Source organism: Actinopolymorpha sp. B11F2, from assembly GCF_040195635.1.
Taxonomy (GTDB): domain Bacteria; phylum Actinomycetota; class Actinomycetes; order Propionibacteriales; family Actinopolymorphaceae; genus Thermasporomyces.
Genome location: NZ_JBEFTX010000007.1, coordinates 324,284 through 345,076 on the forward strand (window position 1 = coordinate 324,284; position 20,793 = coordinate 345,076).

The window sequence follows — 20,793 nt, forward strand, 5'->3', positions numbered from 1 at the left end:
CGTCCAGGACGAGCAACGTCGCGTCGGCGTCCGCGGCGAGCAGGGCTCGGCCGAGAGCCACCCGCTGCCACTGACCGCCGGACAGGTCGGTCCCGTCGGTGAACTCGCGGCTCAGCACGGTGTCCCATCCCGCCGGCAACGTGCTGAGCAGGTCGCCGGCACCCGCGCGCTCGGCGGCGTCCTCGATCCGGTCGGTGGACGCGGTCAGGTCACCGAACCCGACGTTGTCCCGGGCGCTGGCCGGGTAGCGGGCGAAGTCGGAGAAGATCGCGGCGACCTTGCGCTGCCAGCGGCTCGGTTGCACGCCGCTCAAGTCCGTGCCGCCAACTGTGATCCTGCCCTTCGTCGGTTCGTAGAAGCGGCACAGCAGCTTGACCAGGGTGGTCTTCCCGGCGCCGTTGAGGCCGACGATGGCGGCGGACGTCCCGGCCGGAATGGTGAGACTGAGGTCGTGCAGCACATCGACGTCAGCGCCCGGATAGCGGAAGCTCACGTTCTCCAGCCGGATGTCTCCAAGGGGAGGTTGTTCCGAGCCTGACGATGGAGTCTCGGCCGCCCCTTGGACCGGAGCGGCCTGCTCGCGGATCTTCCTCTCCAGGTCGAGCAACGACCGGACCGGTTGAGTGCACAGCGTCAGGTTGATGACCGCCTGGCCGCCGGGACCGAACTGTGCCAGGGGCGCCAGGACCGCCTGCGCCGCGACCGTCGCGGCCGCCAGACCGAGCTCACCACGACCCAGCTCCAGCGCCGCCCAGGCGAAGCCTCCGGCCGTCACGACGCACAGCGCAATGACGGAGAGGACGACGGACGGCGTGACCCGGGCGATGTTCTTCAGGTCGAGGGCGAGTACGCGTCGTAGCCGCGTCTCCCAGCGGTCGAGAGCCCAGGACGCGAAGCCGAACAGCCGCATCTCCTTCGCGCTGGGCGGCGACACCGCGACATCCCGTTCGTACTCCAGACGACGGAACTCCGTCTCGCCGCTCGACTGCGAGAACCCGAGAATCATGTCCAGGCTGTTCCGGAGTACGGAGTACTGCGCCCAGCAGGCGGCGGCCGCCAGCAACAGTCCGAGCCACCACTGCAGCCAGATCACCACACCGAACGCAAGTACAAGGCCCAGCCCGCCGGAGGCGAGGTTGCGGAGTGCGGCGGGCGTCTTCGCCGGCCGCCACCAGCCCGCTCCCAGACCGTCGGCGACCTCCGCTGCCAGGTCCCGGATACGGGAGTCCTCCAGATGCGCGATCCCTGACGGTGCCTGGAGCAGGACCAGGACGCGGTCGTCCAGGTGATGGTTGAGCAGTCGGCCAAGGCGCCAGTCGGCGAGGGCAGCCACCGACGCGAGAGCCTGTTGGACGACGTAGATCCCGGCGACCAACGCCAGGGCGGATGCCCAGTCGCTGTCCTGACCCCCTACCAGGGTGGGGATCTGGGCGACGAGGTGGCCGACTGCCAGCATGAAGCCGAATCCCAGCAGGGGTTCGACGACGCTGGCGACTGCGACGGCAATGGTCAGCCGAAGGCTGACACGAGGCAACATCGCGACGGTGGCCGCCACGACCGAACGACGCACCCGCTGGTCCCCCTCGTTGTCGACCCCGCTGATGTCCGGATGGGACCCGGAGGTCGAGAGCATAGGGGCAGGCGCCGCGAGATGTCATTACGCTGCGCGGCCTCGACACCCGGCGGACCCTCACTCATCCCGTCACGTCCGGGCGGACCTCGCTGCGTACCGCGTCGATGTAGTCCGCGATGGCGTCCCGGTTGCGGGTCAGACACGTGATGCGCTGGGTCATGCGGTCGCGTTCGTGTTCCAGAGTGGCGATCATCTCCGGTGTCGCGTCGGAGAAGTAGATGACCCGCGGCTTGTCGAGGCAGGGGAGGATCTGCTTGATGATGCGGGTCGGCAGCCCGGCATCGAGCAAGCCCCTGATCTGCAGGACCCGGTCCACGTTGTACTCGTCGTAGTCCCGGTAACCGTTAGGGGATCGACGCGCGACGATCAGGCGCTGCTCCTCGTAGTAGCGCAGCAGTCGGCGGGATGTGCCGGTGCGGTCCGACAGCTCCCCGATTCGCACGTGATCGACCTCACACCATGTCGCTTGACCTTCACATCGATGTGACCGTTTGACGATACCAAGCGTGCGAAACCACGCGACCCGATCAGCCGGCTCCGACGCCCTAACCGACAACCAGCGACTGCCGCTGCGAGCGCTGATGGCGCTGTCCACGGCCGCTTTCCTCACGGTCCTCACCGAGGCCCTCCCTGCCGGCGTCCTGCCGGGAATGAGCGCCGACCTCGCCGTCAGCGAGGCAACGACCGGGCAGTTGGTGACGATCTACGCCATCGGAACTGCCACCACGGCGATCCCGCTGTCCGCGGCGACAGCAGGGTGGCGGCGAAAGCACCTGTTGCTGACCGGCGTCGCGGGGTTCGCCGTTGCCAACACCGTCACAGCAGCCTCGGCCCACTTCCCGCTGACCATGGCGTCCCGGTTCGTCGCCGGGGTTGCCGCGGGGCTGGTGTGGGCGCTTCTGGTCGGGTACGCCCGGCGCATGGCACCTGCGTCACTGCAGGGCAAGGCGATCGCGATCGTCATGGCCGGAATCCCCACCGCACTGTCGCTGGGAGTGCCGGCAGGGACCTTCCTCGGCGGCGCGTTCGGCTGGCGGGTGACGTTCTCCCTGATGAGCGTGCTCGCCATCGCCCTCGTCGGATGGATCGTGGCCGCGGTCCCGGACTACCCCGGCCAGCGGTCGGGTGGCCGAAGGCCGGTCCTCCGTGTGCTCAGCATCGAGGGTGTGGCACCGGTTCTGTTCGTCACCGGGGTGTTCGTCCTGGCCCACACCATCCTCTACACCTACATCGCGACGTTCCTCGGCCAGGTCGGCATGGGAGACGCGATCGACGTGGTGCTGTTGGCATTCGGCGTCACCTCCATGCTGAGCATCTGGATCGTCGGCGCGCACATCGATCGGCGGCTGCGAACCCTCAGCATCGCCAGCACCATCCTGGTCGCCGTGGCGGCCGCCATTCTGGCCGTGCTCGCCGACGCTCCCGCCCTCGTCTACGTCGCGGTGACGCTGTGGGGACTCGGGTGGGGAGGCGTACCCACTCTCCTGCAGACCGCCGCGGCTGATGCCGGCGGCGACGCGGCCGACGACGCCCAGGCCATGCTCGTCACCTTGTGGAACGCGGCCATGGCAGCCGGCGGCGTTGCCGGCGGGATCCTGCTCGACCACCTCGGCCCCGGCAGCTTTCCCTGGACTGTGCTCGTCCTCCTCGCGCCGGTGCTCGTCGTCGTGGTCGCCGCACGCACCCACGGCTTCGCCGCTGTCGCGCCGAGGCGCACCGATGCTCCAGGACGTCCGTGATCCGTCGCCTCTCAGCGACCGCCGGGAGGCGCGGCCAGCTTCGTGGGTCGTGCACTATGTCGTGGAGTTGGTCTGTCCGGATCGGCCACCCCGTGAGTACGCGTCGCCCGACCCGGTCCAGTGCCGTGGCCGGGTCAGCTGCGCCGGCGGTCTGGTGGCCACATCGCCCCTGGCCGCTTCGAGCTGGGGCTGGGTGAGGAAGATGGCGCCGGCGAGGTCGGCACCGGCAAGGTCCGCGCCCCGCAGGTCTGTCCCGAGGAGGTCGGCACCACGCAGGTCGGCACCACGCAGGTCGGCGGCGATCAGGAACGCCCCGCGCAGGTCGGCACCACGCAGGTCGGCACCACGAAACTCCTTGCCGATGAGGTCAGCACCCGCATGGTCGGGTGTCGATCGGCCCGCCTCGGCGCGCACCAGTGCGCTCGTCCGCCGGAGCAGGTTGGCGATGCCCCGCCTGTGTTCGGCGCCGTTCAACGCGACAAGGTCGTCGGGTTCGCCGCGGGTCAGGCGTTCGGTCTCGTCGAGGGCGGCACCCAGCTCGCCATGCAATCCCCGAGCGGCGTCCAGCGTGAGCGCTTCGGACAGGTACCACAGCAGCTCGTGGAGCTGCCGCATGATCGGGAACACCTCGAACATCCGGCCGGCGATCGCCGGTGTCCGGCGCCAGTCCCCGCCGCCGAAGCTGACCTGGGTGACGTGCTGCCCGGCGCCGAAGCAGTCATAGACCGTGCACCCTGGGAAACCCTTGTCCCGCAGCTGCTCGTGGATGCCGCACCGGAAGTCGGTGCGAAGGTTCGGACACGGCTTCCCGGCGTCCTTGTCGATCGCGAAGTCCGACGAAGCTGCGAAGGCCGGCACGACGCAGCAGAGCCCCACACAGCGTGCGCAGTCCGCGCGCAGCCGGCGACGGCGTTCGTCGGGTGTCGCGGAACGGAGTTCTTCGGGCAATTCGTACGGACCCTGACGGATCGGAGACGTTGGTACCCGAGCGAGCCTACCCGGGCGCGACCGCCAGCTCCGCGAGGCCGGCGTCGCCGGATCGCCACGCGCCGACCCTCACCGACGCGTACCTGGCCTGCGCTCCCTCGGTGAAGGGCTGCCAGTTCACTCCGTCAACCGAAACCTCCACGGCGTAGGCCGGAACCCGGCCCGACGTCCAGCGCGGAGTGACCGCGGCGACGCGCCGCTCCGCCGCGAGGTTCACCACGATCCGGCGATCGGATCCGCCCGGGACCCATGCCGTCTTCGGATCGGCGTCCACCGCCCGGTCGGGGTCGCTCATCCCCACCGGCAACGGCGAGGCCGGGTAGGTGATCCGGTCACGGGCGAGGTCTGTCGTCGGCGTCGGCACGCCCTTCGCGAAGGACACCGGGACCGTCTGTCCCGGAGCGACCGCGACCGTGTGGGCCTCGCCGGTGGCGACCGACTCGAGGCGTACGGCCGAGTCAGTGGCACCACCACGGATCCGGACGGTCTGCGAGTCGGCCACCTCGATCGTCAGGCCCGTGAGGGACCGCTCGCTGGTCACCTGGAAACGAGGCGGCTCGACGGCGGCGGCTCCGGCGCCGAGCGAGACGGCGTAGGTAAGGCCGCCATCGGAGATCTGTTGGCTTCCCCGGTAGACGAGGCGCACTGACCCAGCCTGCGGCACCGTCAACTCCGCCTTGTCAAGCGCGGTGTCGCCCAGGTTGAACAGCGACAGGTACTTCCCGCTCAGGGCGGCACGCAGCCCCGCCGGACCGCCAGCCGGCTGCGGAAGGCGCGCCAGCTGTGCGGTCTCCGCGGGCTTCTGCGCCGGATAACCACGCACCACCATGGCGGCCGCACCGCTCGCCGGGCCCTGCGACAGCGCGATCGACTCGGCCGCGACACCGATGGGGTTCTCCGAACCCTTGACCACGAACCCGGCACGACCGTCGACGTTGAGCCAGTCACCGCTGAGCTTCCTCCACCGCGGGACGCTAGCGACCGTCGTCCAGGTCTCACCGTCAGACGACGCCTCGATCCGGTAGTTGAACGGCCAGGCGTCCTGCTGCCAGTGGATCTTCACCTGGTCGACGTCGACCTCGGAGCCCAGGTCGACCGCCCACCACGCCTTCATCGTCGGACGCTCCGCGGCGGAGTTCGCCCATCTGGTCGCCCGGTCGCCATCCACGGCCATCACCGGCGCGCTGGACTCACCGAAGAACGACGAGGCCGTCGCCGGCTTTGTCAAGGCGAGGTTGACATCGCTACCGGGCCCGTACGCCTCGAACTCGTACATCGAGTAGCCCCACTGCGACTGTGCCTGTACGCCGACCATGCGCAGGTGTCGCGCCTTCGTCGCGGGGAAGTCCAGCGTCTCCGTGCCGCCCCGGCCGTACCCGTCCGGCTCGAGCGTCACCTTCTGCGTCGCCGTCGTGAACGTCCGGTCGCCGTCGAGCCCTGCCATGCCCGGCATGTCGAGGTTGAACAGCCGCAGGTATCCCTCGTCGTCGCCGGTTCCGGTCGTGGCGTAGACAACCGAGCCGTCCGGAAGGGTCGTGTAGCCGGCGTAGGACGCCCCGCGCCGGACCACCGTGGCGCTCGCGTCCACACCGTCGCGGACGGCCGTGTAGCTCTGGGACGTGAAGGAGTCCGCCGTGGCCACCGACGGCAGGAACGCCGGCGACTTGCTGGCCGGGTTGACGAACCAGTCGTCGTGGTTCGGCAGGAACGCGAACTTCGTGTAGGCGGGCTTGGTCACCCCGATCGCAAGCGATCGCCCGGTCTGGTGCGCGACATGGCCCGGGACGGGGCCGAAGTCGGTGACACCCGACGCCCGCGCGAAGTACTCCCGCTCGCTCACCGGCTCCACGTCACCGGCCAACTGGTCCCGCCAGTAGTGCAGCAGATAGGCGTAGGCGACCTCCGCGCGTGCCTCCGTCTCGTACTTCGTGCCCTCCCTGGACTTGACGAGCCGACCCGCGGGCTCCCACGCCACGTAGGGCTTCAGCTTCTCGGCGAGCATCCGCTCGGTCCGGGCGGCCATCGGGTCACCCGTTACCATCGCGCGGTACGTCAACGGCAGCAGGTTTCTCCCGTAGATGTGCTGGCGGTCGCCGATCATGTGCTCGGCGGGCACCCCGGCGTCGGTCCCGAGCCGGTTGAGTACGCCGGTCACTTCGTCGTTGTTCGGCAGCGTCAGCTGACTCTGCGGGATCGGGCGGCCGGTCAGCAGATAGCGCGGGACGTTCCGGCCGGGAATACCGCTGGCCGCCTGGTAGATCCCGTTCCACGTGTCGTGGTTCTCCGAGACGTAGGTGTCGAACACGTTCTGCGCGGTGTTCCACTCCGAGATCGGCCGGCCACCGACGAGCGCCGGGTTCGCCTGGTCGGCGACCGGCAGGCCCGGCATGTTCAGCGTCCAGCGGTCGAGCCACTCCCGCCATCTCGGCGCGGCGGGATCGTCCGGCAGGTAGGCGTCCGCCGCCGACAGCATCATCGTGCGGGCACCCATCTCCTCCATCTTGGTGTCCTTGACGTAGCCGCCGGTGAGACCGTTCGTCGTCCCTCCTTCACGGCTGGGGTCAGTGGGATTCGCGCCGACGTCGGCGAGGTAGTTCGCCTCGCCGCGCGTCATCGTGTCGACGTTCGCCCGGGTCGTGTCGTCGAGGTCGTCCCACATCAGATGCGCGGCGTCGACGAGGTAGGACTCCATCGTGGCGTCCCAGTAGATCTTCGCGCCCCAGGTGCCCCCCGCCGGGTCGACGAACCTGTTGCGCGCAACGGCTTTGGCGATGCTGGCCACGGTGTGGTGGTGCAAGGTGGCCTTGTCGACACCCGCGACGTTCTCGTCGTAGGTGCCGAACTTCAGCAGGATCGCGTTGCCGAGGGTGCCGATGACATCCCAGTTCTCGATGCCGTACGAACCCAGTGCGGGATCCCAGGTGCTCTCCTGGAAGCGGGTGTTCTCGAGCAACAGGCGGTAGTAGGACCTCGCCAGCGCGTCCTCGGAACCGGCCGGGAGCGCGGACGCCGACGGAACCGCTTCCGGCGCGGGTGCACCGGTGGCCGGGCCGGCCAGGGTGGCGATCCCGGCAAGGCCGGCCAGCAGGGACACGAGGACAGCACGCACCCGACGCGACACAGGGCACCTCCGGGCACACCGACGGCAGGCAGGTTCGTGGAGTCTAGTTGATTAGTACGATTTATCGAAGATCACCAAGAGCTTGCATAATCGTGAAATATGATTTAATCTCCGCCGGCAGACGCTCCAGCTGGTCGTCCATCCCGCTGATCAGGAGGACCGGATGGCATCCGCCACCACCCCCCACCGCCGCGCGCTCGCGCTGATGTGCGCCGGCCTACTCGCCACCCTCTCGATCGCCACCGCGTGCGGGTCGTCCGACCCGGCCGAGTCCTCCGACGGTCCGGTGACCCTCACCATGACCGCCTGGGGCGGTGACGTCGACAAGAAGGTCTACGAAGAGCGCCTCGCCATGGCGCACAAGAAGTACCCCAACATCAAGGTGAACCTGCAGATGTCGCCTGGTGGTGAGGAGTACTCCCAGAAGGTCTCCACCGCCATCGCCGGCGGCAAGGGCCCTGACATCCTCGAACTCGCCGAACACGTGCCTGCCTTCGCGAGCAAGAACCAGATCCTCCCCCTCGACGAGCACCTCGAGTCGAGCAAGCTCGATCTCACGACGACGTTCGGGGAGACGACCGCGAAGATCTTCTCCTACGAGGGGCAGCAGTACGCCGTGCCCGACCGGTCCGGCGCGATGGTGCTCTACTACAACAAGAAGATGTTCGACGACGCCGGCGTCGACTACCCCACCGCCGACTGGACCTGGGACGACCTGCTCGCCGCGTCGCAGAAGCTCACGATCCGCGAAGGTGGCGAGGTCAAGCAGTGGGGATTCGCCACGATCTCGTGGTGGCCCTACTGGATGAGCTTCATGTACCAGAACGGCGGCCAGGTGCTCGACGCCTCCGGCAAACCGGTCATCAACAGCCCGGAGAACGTCGAGGCGATGCAGTGGTACAACGACCTCGCCTGGAAGCACAAGGTCTCCCCCACCCCGCGCGACTTCGCCAACTACGGCGAGGGTGTCGGACCTGACCAGCTCTTCGCCCAGGGCAAGCTCGCCATGGAGATCACCGGGTTCTGGAACATCGCCGCCGCCAACAGCGTCGAGGGTCTCGACTGGGACATCTCCCCGCTCTGGCAGGGCAAGCAACCGGCGACGAGTGCCTTCTTCAACGGGCTCGCCATCTCCGGCACCTCCGAGCACCCCGACGAGGCATGGAAGGTGATCGAGTTCATGGCCAGCGAAGAGGGCCAGCGACCGATCATCGACAACGCCGAGGACGCACCGGCCAACGTCCAGGTGCAGCAGAGCGACGCGTTCCTCTCCCCGAAATGGGCGACCCGCGAGGTCAACATGGGCGCGTTCGCCGAGTCCTCCGACGCGGTCTTCGTACCGCCCCTCACCCCGCAGTGGAACGAGATGCTCAAGGTGTGCACCGACAACATCGACCTGATGATGAACAACAAGGTCACGCCACAGGAGGCGCTCGACACCATCCAGGAGCGGCTCGACCAGGTAATGAGCCAGGGCGATTAGGACGGTGAACGCCCAGACCGAGCAGCCGACCGCCGCACCACGTGCCCTTCCGGCACGCCGTGCGGCGGTCCGCGGCCGGCGTCCCCGGCGACCGGGCGACCGGCCCTGGTGGACGCAGGGGCGGCGCGAGGCCCTGTGGTTCTACCTCATGGCCTCGCCGTGGATCGTCGGATTCGTCGTGTTCCTCGCCGGCCCGATGGTCGCGTCGCTCTACCTCAGCATGACCGACTACGACCTGCTCACGCCTCCTGAGTGGGTTGGCCTGGACAACTACATCCGCATGTTCGGCGAGGATCCACTGTTCTGGAAGGTGCTGCGCAACACCGCCTTCTACACGTTCCTCTCCGTGCCCGTGTCGACCGTGCTGTCGGTCGCGCTCGCGGCCCTGCTGCACAAGCCGCTTCCTGGCATGCGGTTCTACCGCACAATCGTCTACCTGCCGGCGCTCGTGCCCCTGGTGGCGAGCGCGATGCTGTTCACCTGGGTCCTCGCGCCGGACGCCGGGCTCATCAACCGCGGGCTCGGACTGCTCGGCATCGAGGGCCCTGCCTGGCTGCTCAGCGAGACGTGGGTCATCCCGGCTCTCATCCTCATGTCGATCTGGAGCGTCGGCACCGGCGTCGTACTCCTGCTCGCCGGCATGCAAGGCATCCCGCCCGAGCTGATCGAGGCCGCCACCATCGACGGCGCCAGCCCGCGCCAGCGGTTCTTCCGGATCGTCCTGCCGATGCTGTCGCCCGTCATCCTCTTCAACGTCGTGATGGGTCTGATCGGCGCGTTCCAGGTGTTCAGCCAGGTCTACATCCTCACCGGTGGCGGGCCGAACAACGCGAGCCAGATGCTCGTGCCGTACGTCTTCGAGGAGGGCTTCCAGAACTACCGGATGGGCTACGCCTCCGCGCTGTCCTGGCTGCTGTTCGCCGTCATCATGATCTGCACCGCGGTCGTCTTCCGGTCGTCGTCGCGCTGGGTGTTCTACGAGTCGGAGGTTGCCCGATGAGCACGCCGGTCGACGATGCGGTGACGCGCCAGGACGCGCCCGACGGTGGGCTGCGCCGGAGCCAGGCGGTGGGGACGCGCCGCGGACGCGACGCCACCGTGTCCTACGGCGTCCTCACCGTGGTGTCGGCGGTCCTCGCCGCGCCGTTCGTCTTCATGGTCTCGATCGCGCTGTCCAGCGACGCGACCGTGCAGAAGGTGTCGTTCACGCTGATTCCGCGCGAGTTCCAGTTCGACAACTTCGTCCGGGTGCTGAGCTCGGATGCGCACATGGCGCGCTGGATCCTCAACAGTCTCATCATCGTGACCTTCGCCTGTCTCGGACAGATGTTCGTGAGCGCGATGGTGGCGTACGCCTTCGCCCGGTTGCGGGCGCCCGGGCGCTCGGCGCTCTTCGTCGTTCTCCTGTCGACGATGATGGTGCCGGTCGAGGTGACGATCATCCCGCAGTTCGTACTCTTCCGGGAGCTCGACTGGATCGACACGCTGTGGCCGTTGATCGTGCCGAACCTCTTCGGCGGTGCGTACAACATCTTCCTGATGCGGCAGTTCGTCACCCGGATCCCGCGCGAGCTCGACGAGGCTGCCCAGGTCGACGGGCTCGGCTACTTCGGCATCTTCGCCAGGATCGTGCTACCGCTGATGAAACCGGTGGTGGTCGCCGTCGGCGTGTTCAGCTTCTCGTTCTCCTGGGGCTGGTTCTTCGGGCCGCTCATCTACCTCAACACCGAGACGAAGTATCCGCTCGCGCTCGGCGTGCAGTTCCTCTCCGGGACCTCCACGAATGCCCAGACTCCGCCGTACAACCTCGTCATGGTGGGTGCGCTCCTCCTCACCGTACCGATGGTGGCGGTCTACTTCTTCAGCCAGAAGTACATCTACCAGGTCAACCTCGGCGCGGGCAGCGCGGGAATTCGCTGAGACTCATGGCGGGGCCTCGTCACCTGCCTCGGACGATGGAGACGAGGCCGCCGACCATGTGAGCACACTGCGCCGGGGTGAGGGACCCGAAGTACTCCCCGAGCATCTCCAGCGGAAGCCACACCACCCGATCGGCGAGGACGACGCCGTAGTCGGTCTCGATCGCATACGCCGTGGCGCGGTAGCGCGTTCCGGTCTCGATCTCGGCGACGAGCACGGTCGGCCCCGCCGCGGCGTTGTAGGTGTCCGCGGACACCACGGCGTAGAGCTCCCGCTCTCCGGTGAGCGGCGACTTGTCGGAGATGTAGACGCTGCCCTGACGGGGATGCTCGGATTCCGGTCCGGTCAACGAGTGGACTGCTTCCAAGTGGTCAGGGCGTCGCGCCGGGCGGTGGCGCGGCGCCGCAAGGTGTGCGGATCATCGCTGCTCTCGAGCATCGCCACGTGCTCGGCGGCATCGCGGCGGGCGAGCTCGACTCGCAGCGCCTCGTCGATCCACCTCGACAGGGAGGTTCCGGCACGCTTGGCGTGTGCGGCGGCACGGGCGTGGGTGTCGTCTGGCAGGGAGATGCCCAACTTCACGGTCATACCTGCAGTCTGACCGATGGTACGACCGAAGCGGAAGAGGGCCAGCCGGGACGTGGACAGAGACTTCCGTCCCGACCCCGATCACGGCACCCTGAGCCGCGACGAGAGGACACCCTGTGACCGGAAGTCGTTCCACCGAGATTGCCGACGTCGTGGCCTGGGAGGCACTGGACTCCAGGGGAAGGCCGACGGTCGCCTGCCGGGTCCACCTCGCCGGCGGTGCCGTCGGCCGGGCCATCGTCCCGTCCGGCGCGTCGACCGGCAGCCACGAAGCCGTCGAGCGCCGGGACGGTGGAACGCGGTACGGCGGGTGGGGTGTGCGCGGCGCGGTCGAGGCCGTCCGCGCCGAACTCCGGCCGGCGGTCATCGGACTCGACGCGACCTGCCAGGTCGACGTCGACCGTCGACTGGAAGAGGTCGACGGAACGCCTGACCTTCGCCGTGCCGGCGCCAACGCTGTCCTGGCGGTCTCGCTGGCGACCGCGATCGCCGGTGCACGGGCGCTCGGCCAGCCGCTGTGGAAATCCCTCGCCGGGCCGACTCCGCTGGCCGGGGAGCCGACGGCCGGGGAGCCGAGGGAACCGGTCCTGCTGCCGATGCCGATGGTCAACATCCTTTCTGGCGGCGCCCACGCCGCCCGGGCGATCGACATCCAGGACGTCCTGGCCGTGCCGGTGGGTGCCGGCACCTTCGCGTACGGACTCGAACTCGTGGAGCGGGTGCGCGCCGCGACCGCAGCGCTCCTCGACTCGCGCGGCGACGGCACGGGCCTCGTGGCCGACGAAGGCGGCCTTGCCGCGCCGCTTCCCACCAACGAGGCCGCACTTGCGCTCGTCACGGACGGTATCGAAGCCGCGGGCCTGACGCCCGGACACGACGTCGCACTCGCCGTCGACCTGGCAGCGAGCCAGTTCGGCACCGCCGACGGGACGTACCACCTGCGGTGTGAGGACCGAATCCTCGACCGGGACGGCTGGCTCGCGGAGGTCGGGCGCTGGTGCGAGAGGTATCCGATCGTGTCGCTCGAGGACGTCCTGAACGAAGACGACTGGGAGGGCTGGACACTCGCGGCTCGTACCTTGCCCGAGGACTGCCAACTCCTGGGCGACGACCTGTTCGCGACGCATCTCGATCGGGTCGAGAAGGGTATCGCCTGCCAGGCGGCCAATGCCGTGCTCGTCAAGCCCAACCAGGCCGGGACGTTGACCCGGGCGCAACGCGTCCTTCGCCGGGCCCAGCAGGCCGGCCTCGCGACGGTGGTCAGCGCCCGCTCAGGCGACACCGAGGACACCTGGCTCGCCGACCTTGCGGTGGGATGGCGATCAGGACAGATCAAGGTCGGTTCGACGACCCGCTCGGAGCGGACCGCGAAGTGGAACCGGCTGCTCGAGCTCGAACACGACCTGGGCGAGGCCGCCGTAGTCGCCCACCGGGGCGTCCTGCGTGGTCAGGCGTACTGAACCGATCTGACGCCGACCTGGTCGAGCAGCAGGTCGACGAACCGACGCGCGGCGGGATTGTCGCGCAACGACTCACGGACCCGCACCGCGATATGGCGTGTCGGGCTCGGGTCGACGATCGGAACCGCGACGAGTCCGGTCGGCAGTGTCCCGATACCCAGGCGCGGCACCACGGTGATCCCGATGCCAGCGGCGACGAACGAGATGGCCGTCGGGTAGTCAGGGGTCTCGACCTGGAATCCTGGGCTGAAGCCGACGGAGGTGCATGCGTCGAGCACCACCTGCCGGCACGGCCCTCGGCCGTAGTCGTTGTCCACCCAGGCATCGTCGGCAAGCTCTCTCAGGGGGACAGCATCCCGGGCGGCCAGCCGATGACTCGAGGGCAGCACCACCAGGTACGGGTCGTCGAGCACGGGGCGCACGTCGTAGCCCCGCGGTGGGCCTGAGGCAGAGTCCCGGACGAAGATCTCCAGGTCAGGTGTGGCGTGATGGTCGTCGACCAGCTCGATGAGCCGCAGGTCGACGCGCAGCTCGGGGAACTCGCGGGTGAGCGTCGCGACCACCGGAGGTATCCAGGCCGCGCCCGCGGAGGCGAAGTAGTTCACCGCGAGACTCCCCACGCGACCCTCGCGCAGGTCGGCGACCATCGACTCGAGGGCGGCCAACCGTTCGAGTACGGCGGCCGCCTCATCGGCCAGAAGCCGTCCTGTCACCGTGGGAGTGATGCCTCGACCGTCGCGTTCGAGCAGCCGGAGACCCGTCTCGCGCTGGAGGACACCGAGATGTTGGCTGATCGCCGAAGGTGTGTATCCGAGGTTCGCCGCGGCCCGATTGACCGAGCCGGAGGCCACAACCGCCCTGAAGATGCGCAGTCGATGAGCGTCGAGCATGGACTGACTGTACAGCGTTACTGAACAGACATGTAGCAACGTTCGCTTGTGCTGTCGAGTGTGGCGGGTGAGGATGAACCGCGTAGGAGCTCCTGGCGACGGTCCTGACAGCGTGGTTCACGCACGTGCTGCTCCCCCGCCGTCACTTCGGCCGGGTCCGACGTCCGCACGACCTACTCTCCGCACAAGGCGTACGACATCGCAGGAGGCACGGTGCCCGGCAACACCGACGGCGGCATGGTCACGACGTCGACGCGCGCTCCGGTCCCTTCCTCCGCGACTCGGCACCGCGCGGTGGTCGCTGCGCTGGTCACCGTTCTGCTGTGGGCCTCGGCCTTCGTCGGGATCCGGATGATCGGAACGGCCTACTCCCCCGGTGCGCTCGCCTTCGGGCGGATCGCGGTGGGCGCACTGGTGCTCGGCGCGTTCGCGTGGCGTTGTCGATCCCCGCTGCCTCGTGGCGGCGCCTTCGCGCTCGTCATCGGGTACGGAGTCATCTGGTTCGCCGGTTACACCGCGGTGCTCAACCTGGCCGAACGCCATCTCGACGCCGGCACGGCCGCGCTGCTGGTCAACGTGGCACCGATCCTGGTCGCGGTCTTCGCGGGGCTCTTCCTCGGAGAGGGATTCGCCCGACCCCTTGTGATCGGAATCGCGATCGCCTTCCTCGGCGTCGTGGTGATCGCACTCGGCGGTTCCGGGGGCGAGTCGGTGAACGATGGCATCGGCATCGTGCTCGGCCTCGTCACCGCGCTGCTCTACGCCGCCGGGGTCCTCATGCAGAAGGTCGCTCTGCGCCGGGTCGACACGCTGACCGCCACCTTCCTCGGTTGCGCCACCGGGGCGGTCGTGCTACTGCCTTTCGCACCACAGTTCGTGGCCCAGAGCATGGCGGCGCCCACCAGCGCGATCGCGGCGGTCGTCTACCTGGGGGTGTTTCCCACCGCCATCGCCTTCAGTACCTGGGCTTACGCCCTCGCGCGTACCGACGCCGGACGGATGACCGCCACGACACTGACCGTGCCCGCGATCGCGATCGTGCTCTCCTGGCTGCTGCTCGGCGAGCTGCCGACCGTGCTCGGGATGGTGGGCGGGGCACTGTGCCTGCTCGGCGTGGCCATCAGCCGTCGCCGCTGAGACCGCTCGCTCGAGTGGCTGCCCGACCGGCCGCTCCAGCGCTCGCCCCGTCAGCGCGGTCGTCATGGCACGGGATCCGTGCGGACCTTCCGCCTGACCAGTCGAGCGAGGGCGCCCACAGCGGGCACCGCAACCGCGGCGGCCGTACCCAGACCGGCCGATGTGAGTGCCGTCGCCCATCCCACCGGACCGAGCGGTCGGCAGCCGAAGAAGTGGCTGACTCCCGGGGTCTGGACGACCGCCGCCAGCGCCGCGCCCGAGGCCGCACTCGCGCCGACGACCAGCGGGCTCCGCCAGCCCGTGGCGACCGTCTGCCCGAGCTGCGTACCGACCAGCGCGACGAGCGACACGGTGCTCGCCCGGGCCTGCGTTCCGGTCGCCCGAGCGACCAGCCACGCCCCCGTCGCGGACGCCGCGGTGAGCCCGGCACGGAGCAGGATGTCGCGGGTGAGCGCGGTACCAAGCGAGGCATCCGGGCCTTCGCGCAGCAGGGCCTCCGGTGTGGTGTGGGTGGGCGGGCGGACCGCGAGAGCCAGGGCCGGCAGAATGTCGGTGAACAGGTTGACGAGCAGCAGCTGCCGCGCGTTGAGTGGCGATCCGCCCGGTGCCAGGAGGCCGGCGCCCAGGGTGAAGGCGATCTCACCGAGGTTCCCTCCGACGAGGAGCGCCACCGACTCCCGCACCGACGCCCACATCGCCCTCCCCTCGACGATCGCGTCGGTGATGGTCTCGATCCGGTCGTCGGTCACCACGACGTCGGCGGCTTCGCGGGCGGCGTTCGTCCCGTACTTGCCGAGCGCGATGCCCGCGTCGGCGAGCCGGATCGCCGGCGCGTCGTTCGTACCGTCTCCGACCATGGCGACGGTGCTGCCACACGCCTGGTACGCCCCCACGATGCGGACCTTGTGCGCGGGAGTCACCCGGGCGAAGACCGACACCTTCGGCAGGTTCGTCCGCAGTTCGGCGTCACTCATCAGGTCGAGCTCGCCGCCGGTGAGTACGCGCCGACCGTCGAGGATCCCGAGCTCGGCCGCGATCGACTCCGCGGTCGTGGGGTGGTCGCCGGTGAGCATTCCGACGCTCACCCCGGCACTCCGCAGGGTGGACACGGCGTCCGCTGCCGTCGGGCGTACCTGGTCGGCGAGGGCGAGCAGACCGAGGAACTCCAGGCGTTCGACCCGGTCTTCGGTGAGGTCCTGCCGACTGGAAGCGGCGCGTTGGGCGACCGCGAGCACGCGGTAGCCGTCGCGGGCGAGCCGGTCCACCTCTGTCTCGATGGCGTCGAGCGCGGCGGCGTCGAGCGGATCCACCGCGCCGCTCCGGCGCCATGACACGCAGCACGGCAGGACCTGTTCCGGTGCGCCCTTGACGACCAGCGCCATCCCGGTGGCGGTTCGCCCCAGGGCGGCGTGGTAGCCCCGGCCGGACTCGAACGGTACGTCGTCGACGAGTTCCCACCCGGCGTCGTCTCCGGGAGCGAGTCCGCCGTGGCGGGCAAGCACGCCTACCTGCGCCGCTGCGTCGACGACCGCGCGGTCGGTGGGATGCGGCTGCGCCCTGCCGTTGACCCGCTCCGGACTCGCCCGGAGACCGGCCGCGAGGATCGCCCGTCTGTACGGGTCCAGTGCATCGACCGGAGCGTCCCGTACGCCGTCGGAGACCCGACGCAGCCGGATCCGGCCCTCGGTGAGGGTCCCCGTCTTGTCGAGCAGCAGCATGTCGACCCGGCCGAGCGTCTCGATCGTCGGCGGGTTCCTGACCAGCGCGTTACGCGACGACAGGCGCCTCGCCGCGGCGAGCTGGGCGACCGTGGCGACAACCGGCAACCCTTCCGGTACGGCGGCGACGGCCAGGCTGACCGCGGTGCCGAGACTCTGCTCCAGCGGCCGCCCACGCAGGAGCCCGAGGCCGACCAGGCCGGCTGCACTGCCGAGCGCCACCGGGACCGTCGCGCGTACCAGCTTCGTCAACCGCGCCTGAACGCCGCCCTCCGGCCGCTGTCCGCTGGCGGCCGCCGCACTTTTGCCCGCCTCTGTCGCCGAGCCGGTCGCGACGACGACAGCCGCCGCCTGTCCCGCCGCGACCACGGTCCCCGCGTACAGCATGCACGTGCGATCGGCGATGTGCCCCGCCATGCACGGCGCCGGCGACTTGACGACGAGCTGGGACTCCCCGGTGAGGCTCGACTCGTCGGCCTCCAGGGCGCTCGACTCGACGATCCGGCAGTCGGCGGGAACCGCGTCACCGGCCTGGAGCAGAACGATGTCCCCCACGACGACGGTGTCGGGAGGCACGTCGAGCTCCTTCCCGTTCCGGCGGACGCGGACCGTTGCGGCACTGGCCTCCTCGAGCCGGCGGATCGCCCGATGCGTTCCGACCCGTTGGACGCCCCCGACCAGGGCGTTCAACGCCATCACTGCACCGATCAGTCCGGCGTCGGACACCGAACCGCTCGCGGCCGCGATTCCCGCCCCGGCGGCGAGCGTCGGCGTCAGCGGATTCGCCAGCTCATCCAGGCACGCCCGCGCCAGACCCGGCTCCTCCTGATCGCGGACGTCATGTCGGGAGCTCAGCCGGTCGGCGGCCGCGGCGGGCGAGAGCCCTTCAGGCGAGCTGTCCACCCGCCCGAGTACGGCGTCCACCGTCAGGGCATGCCAGTCAGTGACATCGGCGGGCACGGGCGCGGGCCGCCGGGCGAAGATGTGGGCCGCCCACGTACCCATGACGAATCCGGCCCCGGACGCGACATTGACGGCCAGGGTGGCCCGCTCGGTCGCTCCCGCCCGGGGTCCCATCAGGGCCAGCAGACCGGCCGTCACCGAGCCGTAGGTCGCGAGCAGAGCAGCACGTTGGGAGACGCCCCGCGCGACACCGATTGCGTCGAGAACGAAACACGCCTCGCTCAACCCCGGCCCGCACAGCAGGTCCGCTCCCCAAGGCGGCTGCCGGTCCGGTTCGAGGACACCGATCCCGCAGTCCGCAGCCACGAGCGCCGCCCCCGGGCCAGGTGCGACCAGCGCGACGACCCGCCCCTCGGCCTGCAGTGCGCGGACGGCGGCAGGTAGCCGGCTTCCCGACGACACCACCCGGTCGACCGCGAAGCGGCGAGCCAGGCCGCTTCCCCTCCCCGCGATCACCAGCTCGCCCGCCGACCGGGCGGCCGTGACCAACGCGTCGGCCAACGGGGACACCTCGGGTTCGGCGGCAATGACCGCGACCAGCCGGTTCTTCCTGACGAGGCCGAGGACGACCGCCCCACGCCTGCGTACCTGCCGGACCGCGGCCGCCGCCACCTCGGCCTCCTGGGGAGCCACCGTCGCGAGGGGACCGAGGATCCACTCGCCCTGCCGGCGTACGGCGCCCGGGTCGCCCGGGTCGACCATGGCGTCGACCCGGGCCCGAAACCTCGCCGCCATGGCCGAGGCGTTCGGGTCCTCGCCGTTCGGGTCCTGGCCTTTCGGGTCTGCCTGGTCCTCCAGCCGTACGACGGGACCGCAGGCGTACCTCCCGGTGAGCAGTACGCGGGAGTCGACCACCACGGTGTCCACCCGGTCGAGCCGGCGCAGGACGCTGCTGTCGAACGGCACCACGCCCCGGTCGGCGAGGACCCGACCGACGTGGGCGGCGAACGCCTCCCTGGCGACGGTGGTCGCCTTGGGCATCGCCGACACAAGGATCGACAAGGGCCGCCGAAGGCCACCGCTGACCAGGCACGCCATGGACGCGCCCACGAGACCGGCCAGTCCGGCGCGGTCCTCGTGGCGCTCCACCGATCCTGGGGGCATCGCGACCCGGGCCCGAACCTCCACCGCAGCCGTGCGGTGGTCACCCGGTCGCGCGGAAAGGTCGGGCTCCCGCTCCGTCCAGACTCGGCGGCGCGCAGCGGCCTCACGCGCCAGCGACAGCCTGGTCGCCGCGTCGACGATCAGACCCACCGGACTCTGTGCGAAGCCCTGGGCCACCGCTCCGGTCAGGACCAGGGTCAGACCGGCTGCGGACGGGCCGAGCACCGACTCGATGGCCCGCCGGACCCGGGGTGTAGACGCGACGAGTGTGGGCAGGACGGCGATCTCCGCCGGGAGGCGCGGAGCCCGTACGAACCGCCCGAGTACACCGACACCAAGACCGGCCAGATCGGTGGCGAAGGCCACAAGCTGGCGTCGCTCCGCCTCGTGGTCGGCGGGATGCACCGGCCGGTCGGGAAATCCCACGTCACCCAGCCCGTGCCGATCCTCCACCTCCTCGATCGTCGCGACCAGGCCGGCAATGTCGGCCGCATCTCCCGTGCAGGCGGCGATGACCCGACCGAGCACGGCGTTCACGGCCACCCAGCTCACTCCCGGGCGACGGACCAGTGCCGCCTCGACGTCGCGAGCCGCCTGCTCGCTGCCAGGCCGGTCGATCCCTCGCATCTCGACATGCGCGCGACCATTGCCGACCCAGATCCGCCGGGACTTCCGGGCATGGCGTACGGACCGCTGGGAAGCAGACACCCTCGACCCCTTCCTCAGTGGTGGAAAGTCGAGGTGTCGCGTCCCACCCGCGGCATCGGTGCCTCCAACTGGTCGAGGAAACCCACGGCGTCCTTGATGTCGGCCACCAGCAGGTGCGCGAGGTCCATCGACACCCCGTTGCGAACGACGACCCGCGTGACGATGGTGTCCTGCAGGTCGGCCGGCAACGGATACGCGGGGACCAGCCAGCCACGTTCGCGCAGCTTGTTCGACACGTCGTAGAGATCCCAGCGGCGCGCCGGCCCGGCCTGCCGCCAGACCACCACAGGCAGATCGGTGCCGTCCCCCACGACGTCGAACCGTCCGAGACCGGCGAGCTCCTTCGCGAGGTACGCCGCGACCTCCCGGCAGGACTCCTGCACACGGGTGTAACCGGTCCGCCCCAGCCGGAAGTCCCAATCCAGGTCGGGTTGGAGAAATGGCGCGACGAAACCGCCGGAAGCGGCGTCGACGTGGATCGGAATGTCGAGCCCCGTGCGGTGGTGCAGACCGTCCAGCCCGGACGCGATGTCCGCGACCGGTTCGTAGGCGCCGGTGTACGTGACGCCGAGGATTGGTACGACACCGATGGTGTTCTCGTCCACCGCGTCAAGGACGCCTTGCGCGGTGAGGCTGGGCCGCTCCTCGGTGACCGGTACGTATCTCGGCTCGACCTCCCAGTAGTTGGCGAACTTCTCCCACACCACCTGGACCGCGGAGCTGAAGACGATGTTGGGTGTCGCGGTCGACTTCTCCGCCGCCCGGCGGGACCGTTGCCAGCGACGCTTCAGCGCCAGTCCGGCGAGCATGCAGGCCTCAGACGAGCCGACCGTCGAGACACCCATCGTCCGGCGTGGTTCCGGGCAGTGCCACAGGCCGGCGATGATGTGGACGCAGCGCTCCTCGATCGCCGCCGTCATGGGGTACTCGTCCTTGTCGATCATGTTCTTGTCCGCCGACTCCGCGTAGAGTTGCCGCGCCTGCGGCTCCATCCGCGTGGTCACGAACGTCGCGAGATTCTGTCGAGCATGGCCGTCGAGCAGAAGCTCGTCGTGGATCACCTGGTACGCCGTGTCCGGCAGCGTCTCCCGTTCGGGCAAGCGGTCGCGTGGGACGCTCTCCTCACCGGCACGGGTGAAGAGCGGGTTGACGTCGATGTTTTCGCATCGCCCATGACGGTTTGCGTGCGGTAATGCCACGCCCGTCTCTTACCACAGGCTGGATCTGGCGAATCGGCGTGCGATCTGGTTGGCGAGGACGAGCAGGATGAGGCCTACGACGGAGCGGAAGAGTCCGATTGCCGCGGCGTAGGAGATCTGCGGCACGGCGGCGGCGAGGCCTA

14 protein-coding genes and 1 pseudogene are annotated in these 20,793 nt (G+C 69.6%); 6 read left to right on the plus strand and 9 right to left on the minus strand.

What is annotated here, in order from left to right; all coding sequences use genetic code 11:
• Positions 1 to 4: 4 nt before the first annotated feature.
• Both ABN034_RS15865 and ABN034_RS15870 read right to left on the minus strand, forming a co-directional pair.
• A pseudogene (locus ABN034_RS15865) lies at positions 5 to 1,633 on the minus strand (ATP-binding cassette domain-containing protein); the annotation flags it as partial.
• Between the two features lie 61 nt (positions 1,634 to 1,694).
• Positions 1,695 to 2,075, minus strand: a complete 381-nt coding sequence (locus ABN034_RS15870) for a MerR family transcriptional regulator (protein WP_349691772.1) — start codon at positions 2,073 to 2,075, stop codon at positions 1,695 to 1,697.
• Between the two features lie 64 nt (positions 2,076 to 2,139).
• Here ABN034_RS15870 and ABN034_RS15875 point away from each other — a divergent pair, with 64 nt between their 5' ends.
• Positions 2,140 to 3,372 (plus strand): MFS transporter, encoded by a 1,233-nt coding sequence (locus tag ABN034_RS15875; protein ID WP_349691773.1) that lies wholly within the window; start codon positions 2,140 to 2,142, stop codon positions 3,370 to 3,372.
• A 54-nt stretch (positions 3,373 to 3,426) separates the two neighbouring features.
• Here the strand turns inward: ABN034_RS15875 and ABN034_RS15880 are convergent, their stop codons facing one another.
• The gene (locus ABN034_RS15880) at positions 3,427 to 4,320 is read right to left on the minus strand and encodes a pentapeptide repeat-containing protein (RefSeq protein WP_349691774.1); all 894 of its coding nucleotides are present in this window, start codon (positions 4,318 to 4,320) and stop codon (positions 3,427 to 3,429) included.
• A 46-nt stretch (positions 4,321 to 4,366) separates the two neighbouring features.
• Positions 4,367 to 7,480, minus strand: a complete 3,114-nt coding sequence (locus tag ABN034_RS15885; RefSeq protein WP_349691775.1) for a discoidin domain-containing protein — start codon at positions 7,478 to 7,480, stop codon at positions 4,367 to 4,369.
• A gap of 163 nt (positions 7,481 to 7,643) precedes the next feature.
• On the opposite strand from ABN034_RS15885, the gene ABN034_RS15890 reads away from it, so the two are divergent.
• Genes ABN034_RS15890 through ABN034_RS15900 form a run of 3 tightly spaced genes read left to right on the plus strand, consistent with a single transcriptional unit; the run spans position 7,644 to position 10,883 of the window.
• Entirely contained in the window at positions 7,644 to 8,963 is a 1,320-nt protein-coding gene (locus ABN034_RS15890) for an ABC transporter substrate-binding protein (protein ID WP_349691776.1), read from the plus strand.
• 4 nt (positions 8,964 to 8,967) lie between these two features.
• On the plus strand, positions 8,968 to 9,963 hold the full coding sequence (locus ABN034_RS15895) for a carbohydrate ABC transporter permease (RefSeq protein WP_349691777.1): 996 nt from the start codon (positions 8,968 to 8,970) through the stop codon (positions 9,961 to 9,963).
• A complete protein-coding gene (locus tag ABN034_RS15900; protein ID WP_349691778.1) occupies positions 9,960 to 10,883 on the plus strand; it encodes a carbohydrate ABC transporter permease in 924 nt (307 codons plus the stop codon). The genes ABN034_RS15895 and ABN034_RS15900 overlap by 4 nt, the downstream gene beginning before the upstream one ends.
• 19 nt (positions 10,884 to 10,902) lie before the next feature.
• Here the strand turns inward: ABN034_RS15900 and ABN034_RS15905 are convergent, their stop codons facing one another.
• Positions 10,903 to 11,232 carry a hypothetical protein gene (locus ABN034_RS15905; protein ID WP_349691779.1) on the minus strand — a complete coding sequence of 110 codons (330 nt, stop codon included), beginning with the start codon at positions 11,230 to 11,232 and terminating at the stop codon, positions 10,903 to 10,905.
• Positions 11,229 to 11,471, minus strand: a complete 243-nt coding sequence (locus tag ABN034_RS15910; protein ID WP_349691780.1) for a hypothetical protein — start codon at positions 11,469 to 11,471, stop codon at positions 11,229 to 11,231. The genes ABN034_RS15905 and ABN034_RS15910 overlap by 4 nt, the downstream gene beginning before the upstream one ends.
• 116 nt (positions 11,472 to 11,587) lie before the next feature.
• Between ABN034_RS15910 and eno the strand changes: the two genes are divergently transcribed.
• On the plus strand, positions 11,588 to 12,931 hold the full coding sequence (gene eno, locus ABN034_RS15915; protein ID WP_349691781.1) for a phosphopyruvate hydratase: 1,344 nt from the start codon (positions 11,588 to 11,590) through the stop codon (positions 12,929 to 12,931).
• On the opposite strand, the gene ABN034_RS15920 is transcribed toward eno, so the two are convergent.
• Positions 12,919 to 13,821 (minus strand): LysR family transcriptional regulator, encoded by a 903-nt coding sequence (locus ABN034_RS15920; RefSeq protein ID WP_349691782.1) that lies wholly within the window; start codon positions 13,819 to 13,821, stop codon positions 12,919 to 12,921. The genes eno and ABN034_RS15920 overlap by 13 nt on opposite strands.
• A 213-nt stretch (positions 13,822 to 14,034) precedes the next feature.
• Between ABN034_RS15920 and ABN034_RS15925 the strand changes: the two genes are divergently transcribed.
• The gene (locus tag ABN034_RS15925; RefSeq protein ID WP_349691783.1) at positions 14,035 to 14,958 is read left to right on the plus strand and encodes a DMT family transporter; all 924 of its coding nucleotides are present in this window, start codon (positions 14,035 to 14,037) and stop codon (positions 14,956 to 14,958) included.
• Between the two features lie 62 nt (positions 14,959 to 15,020).
• Here the strand turns inward: ABN034_RS15925 and ABN034_RS15930 are convergent, their stop codons facing one another.
• Complete coding sequence (locus ABN034_RS15930; protein WP_349691784.1) at positions 15,021 to 19,451, minus strand: cation-translocating P-type ATPase; 4,431 nt, start codon at positions 19,449 to 19,451, stop codon at positions 15,021 to 15,023.
• A gap of 14 nt (positions 19,452 to 19,465) precedes the next feature.
• Entirely contained in the window at positions 19,466 to 20,650 is a 1,185-nt protein-coding gene (locus tag ABN034_RS15935; RefSeq protein ID WP_349691785.1) for a pyridoxal-dependent decarboxylase, read from the minus strand.
• Between the last annotated feature and the right edge of the window lie 143 nt (positions 20,651 to 20,793).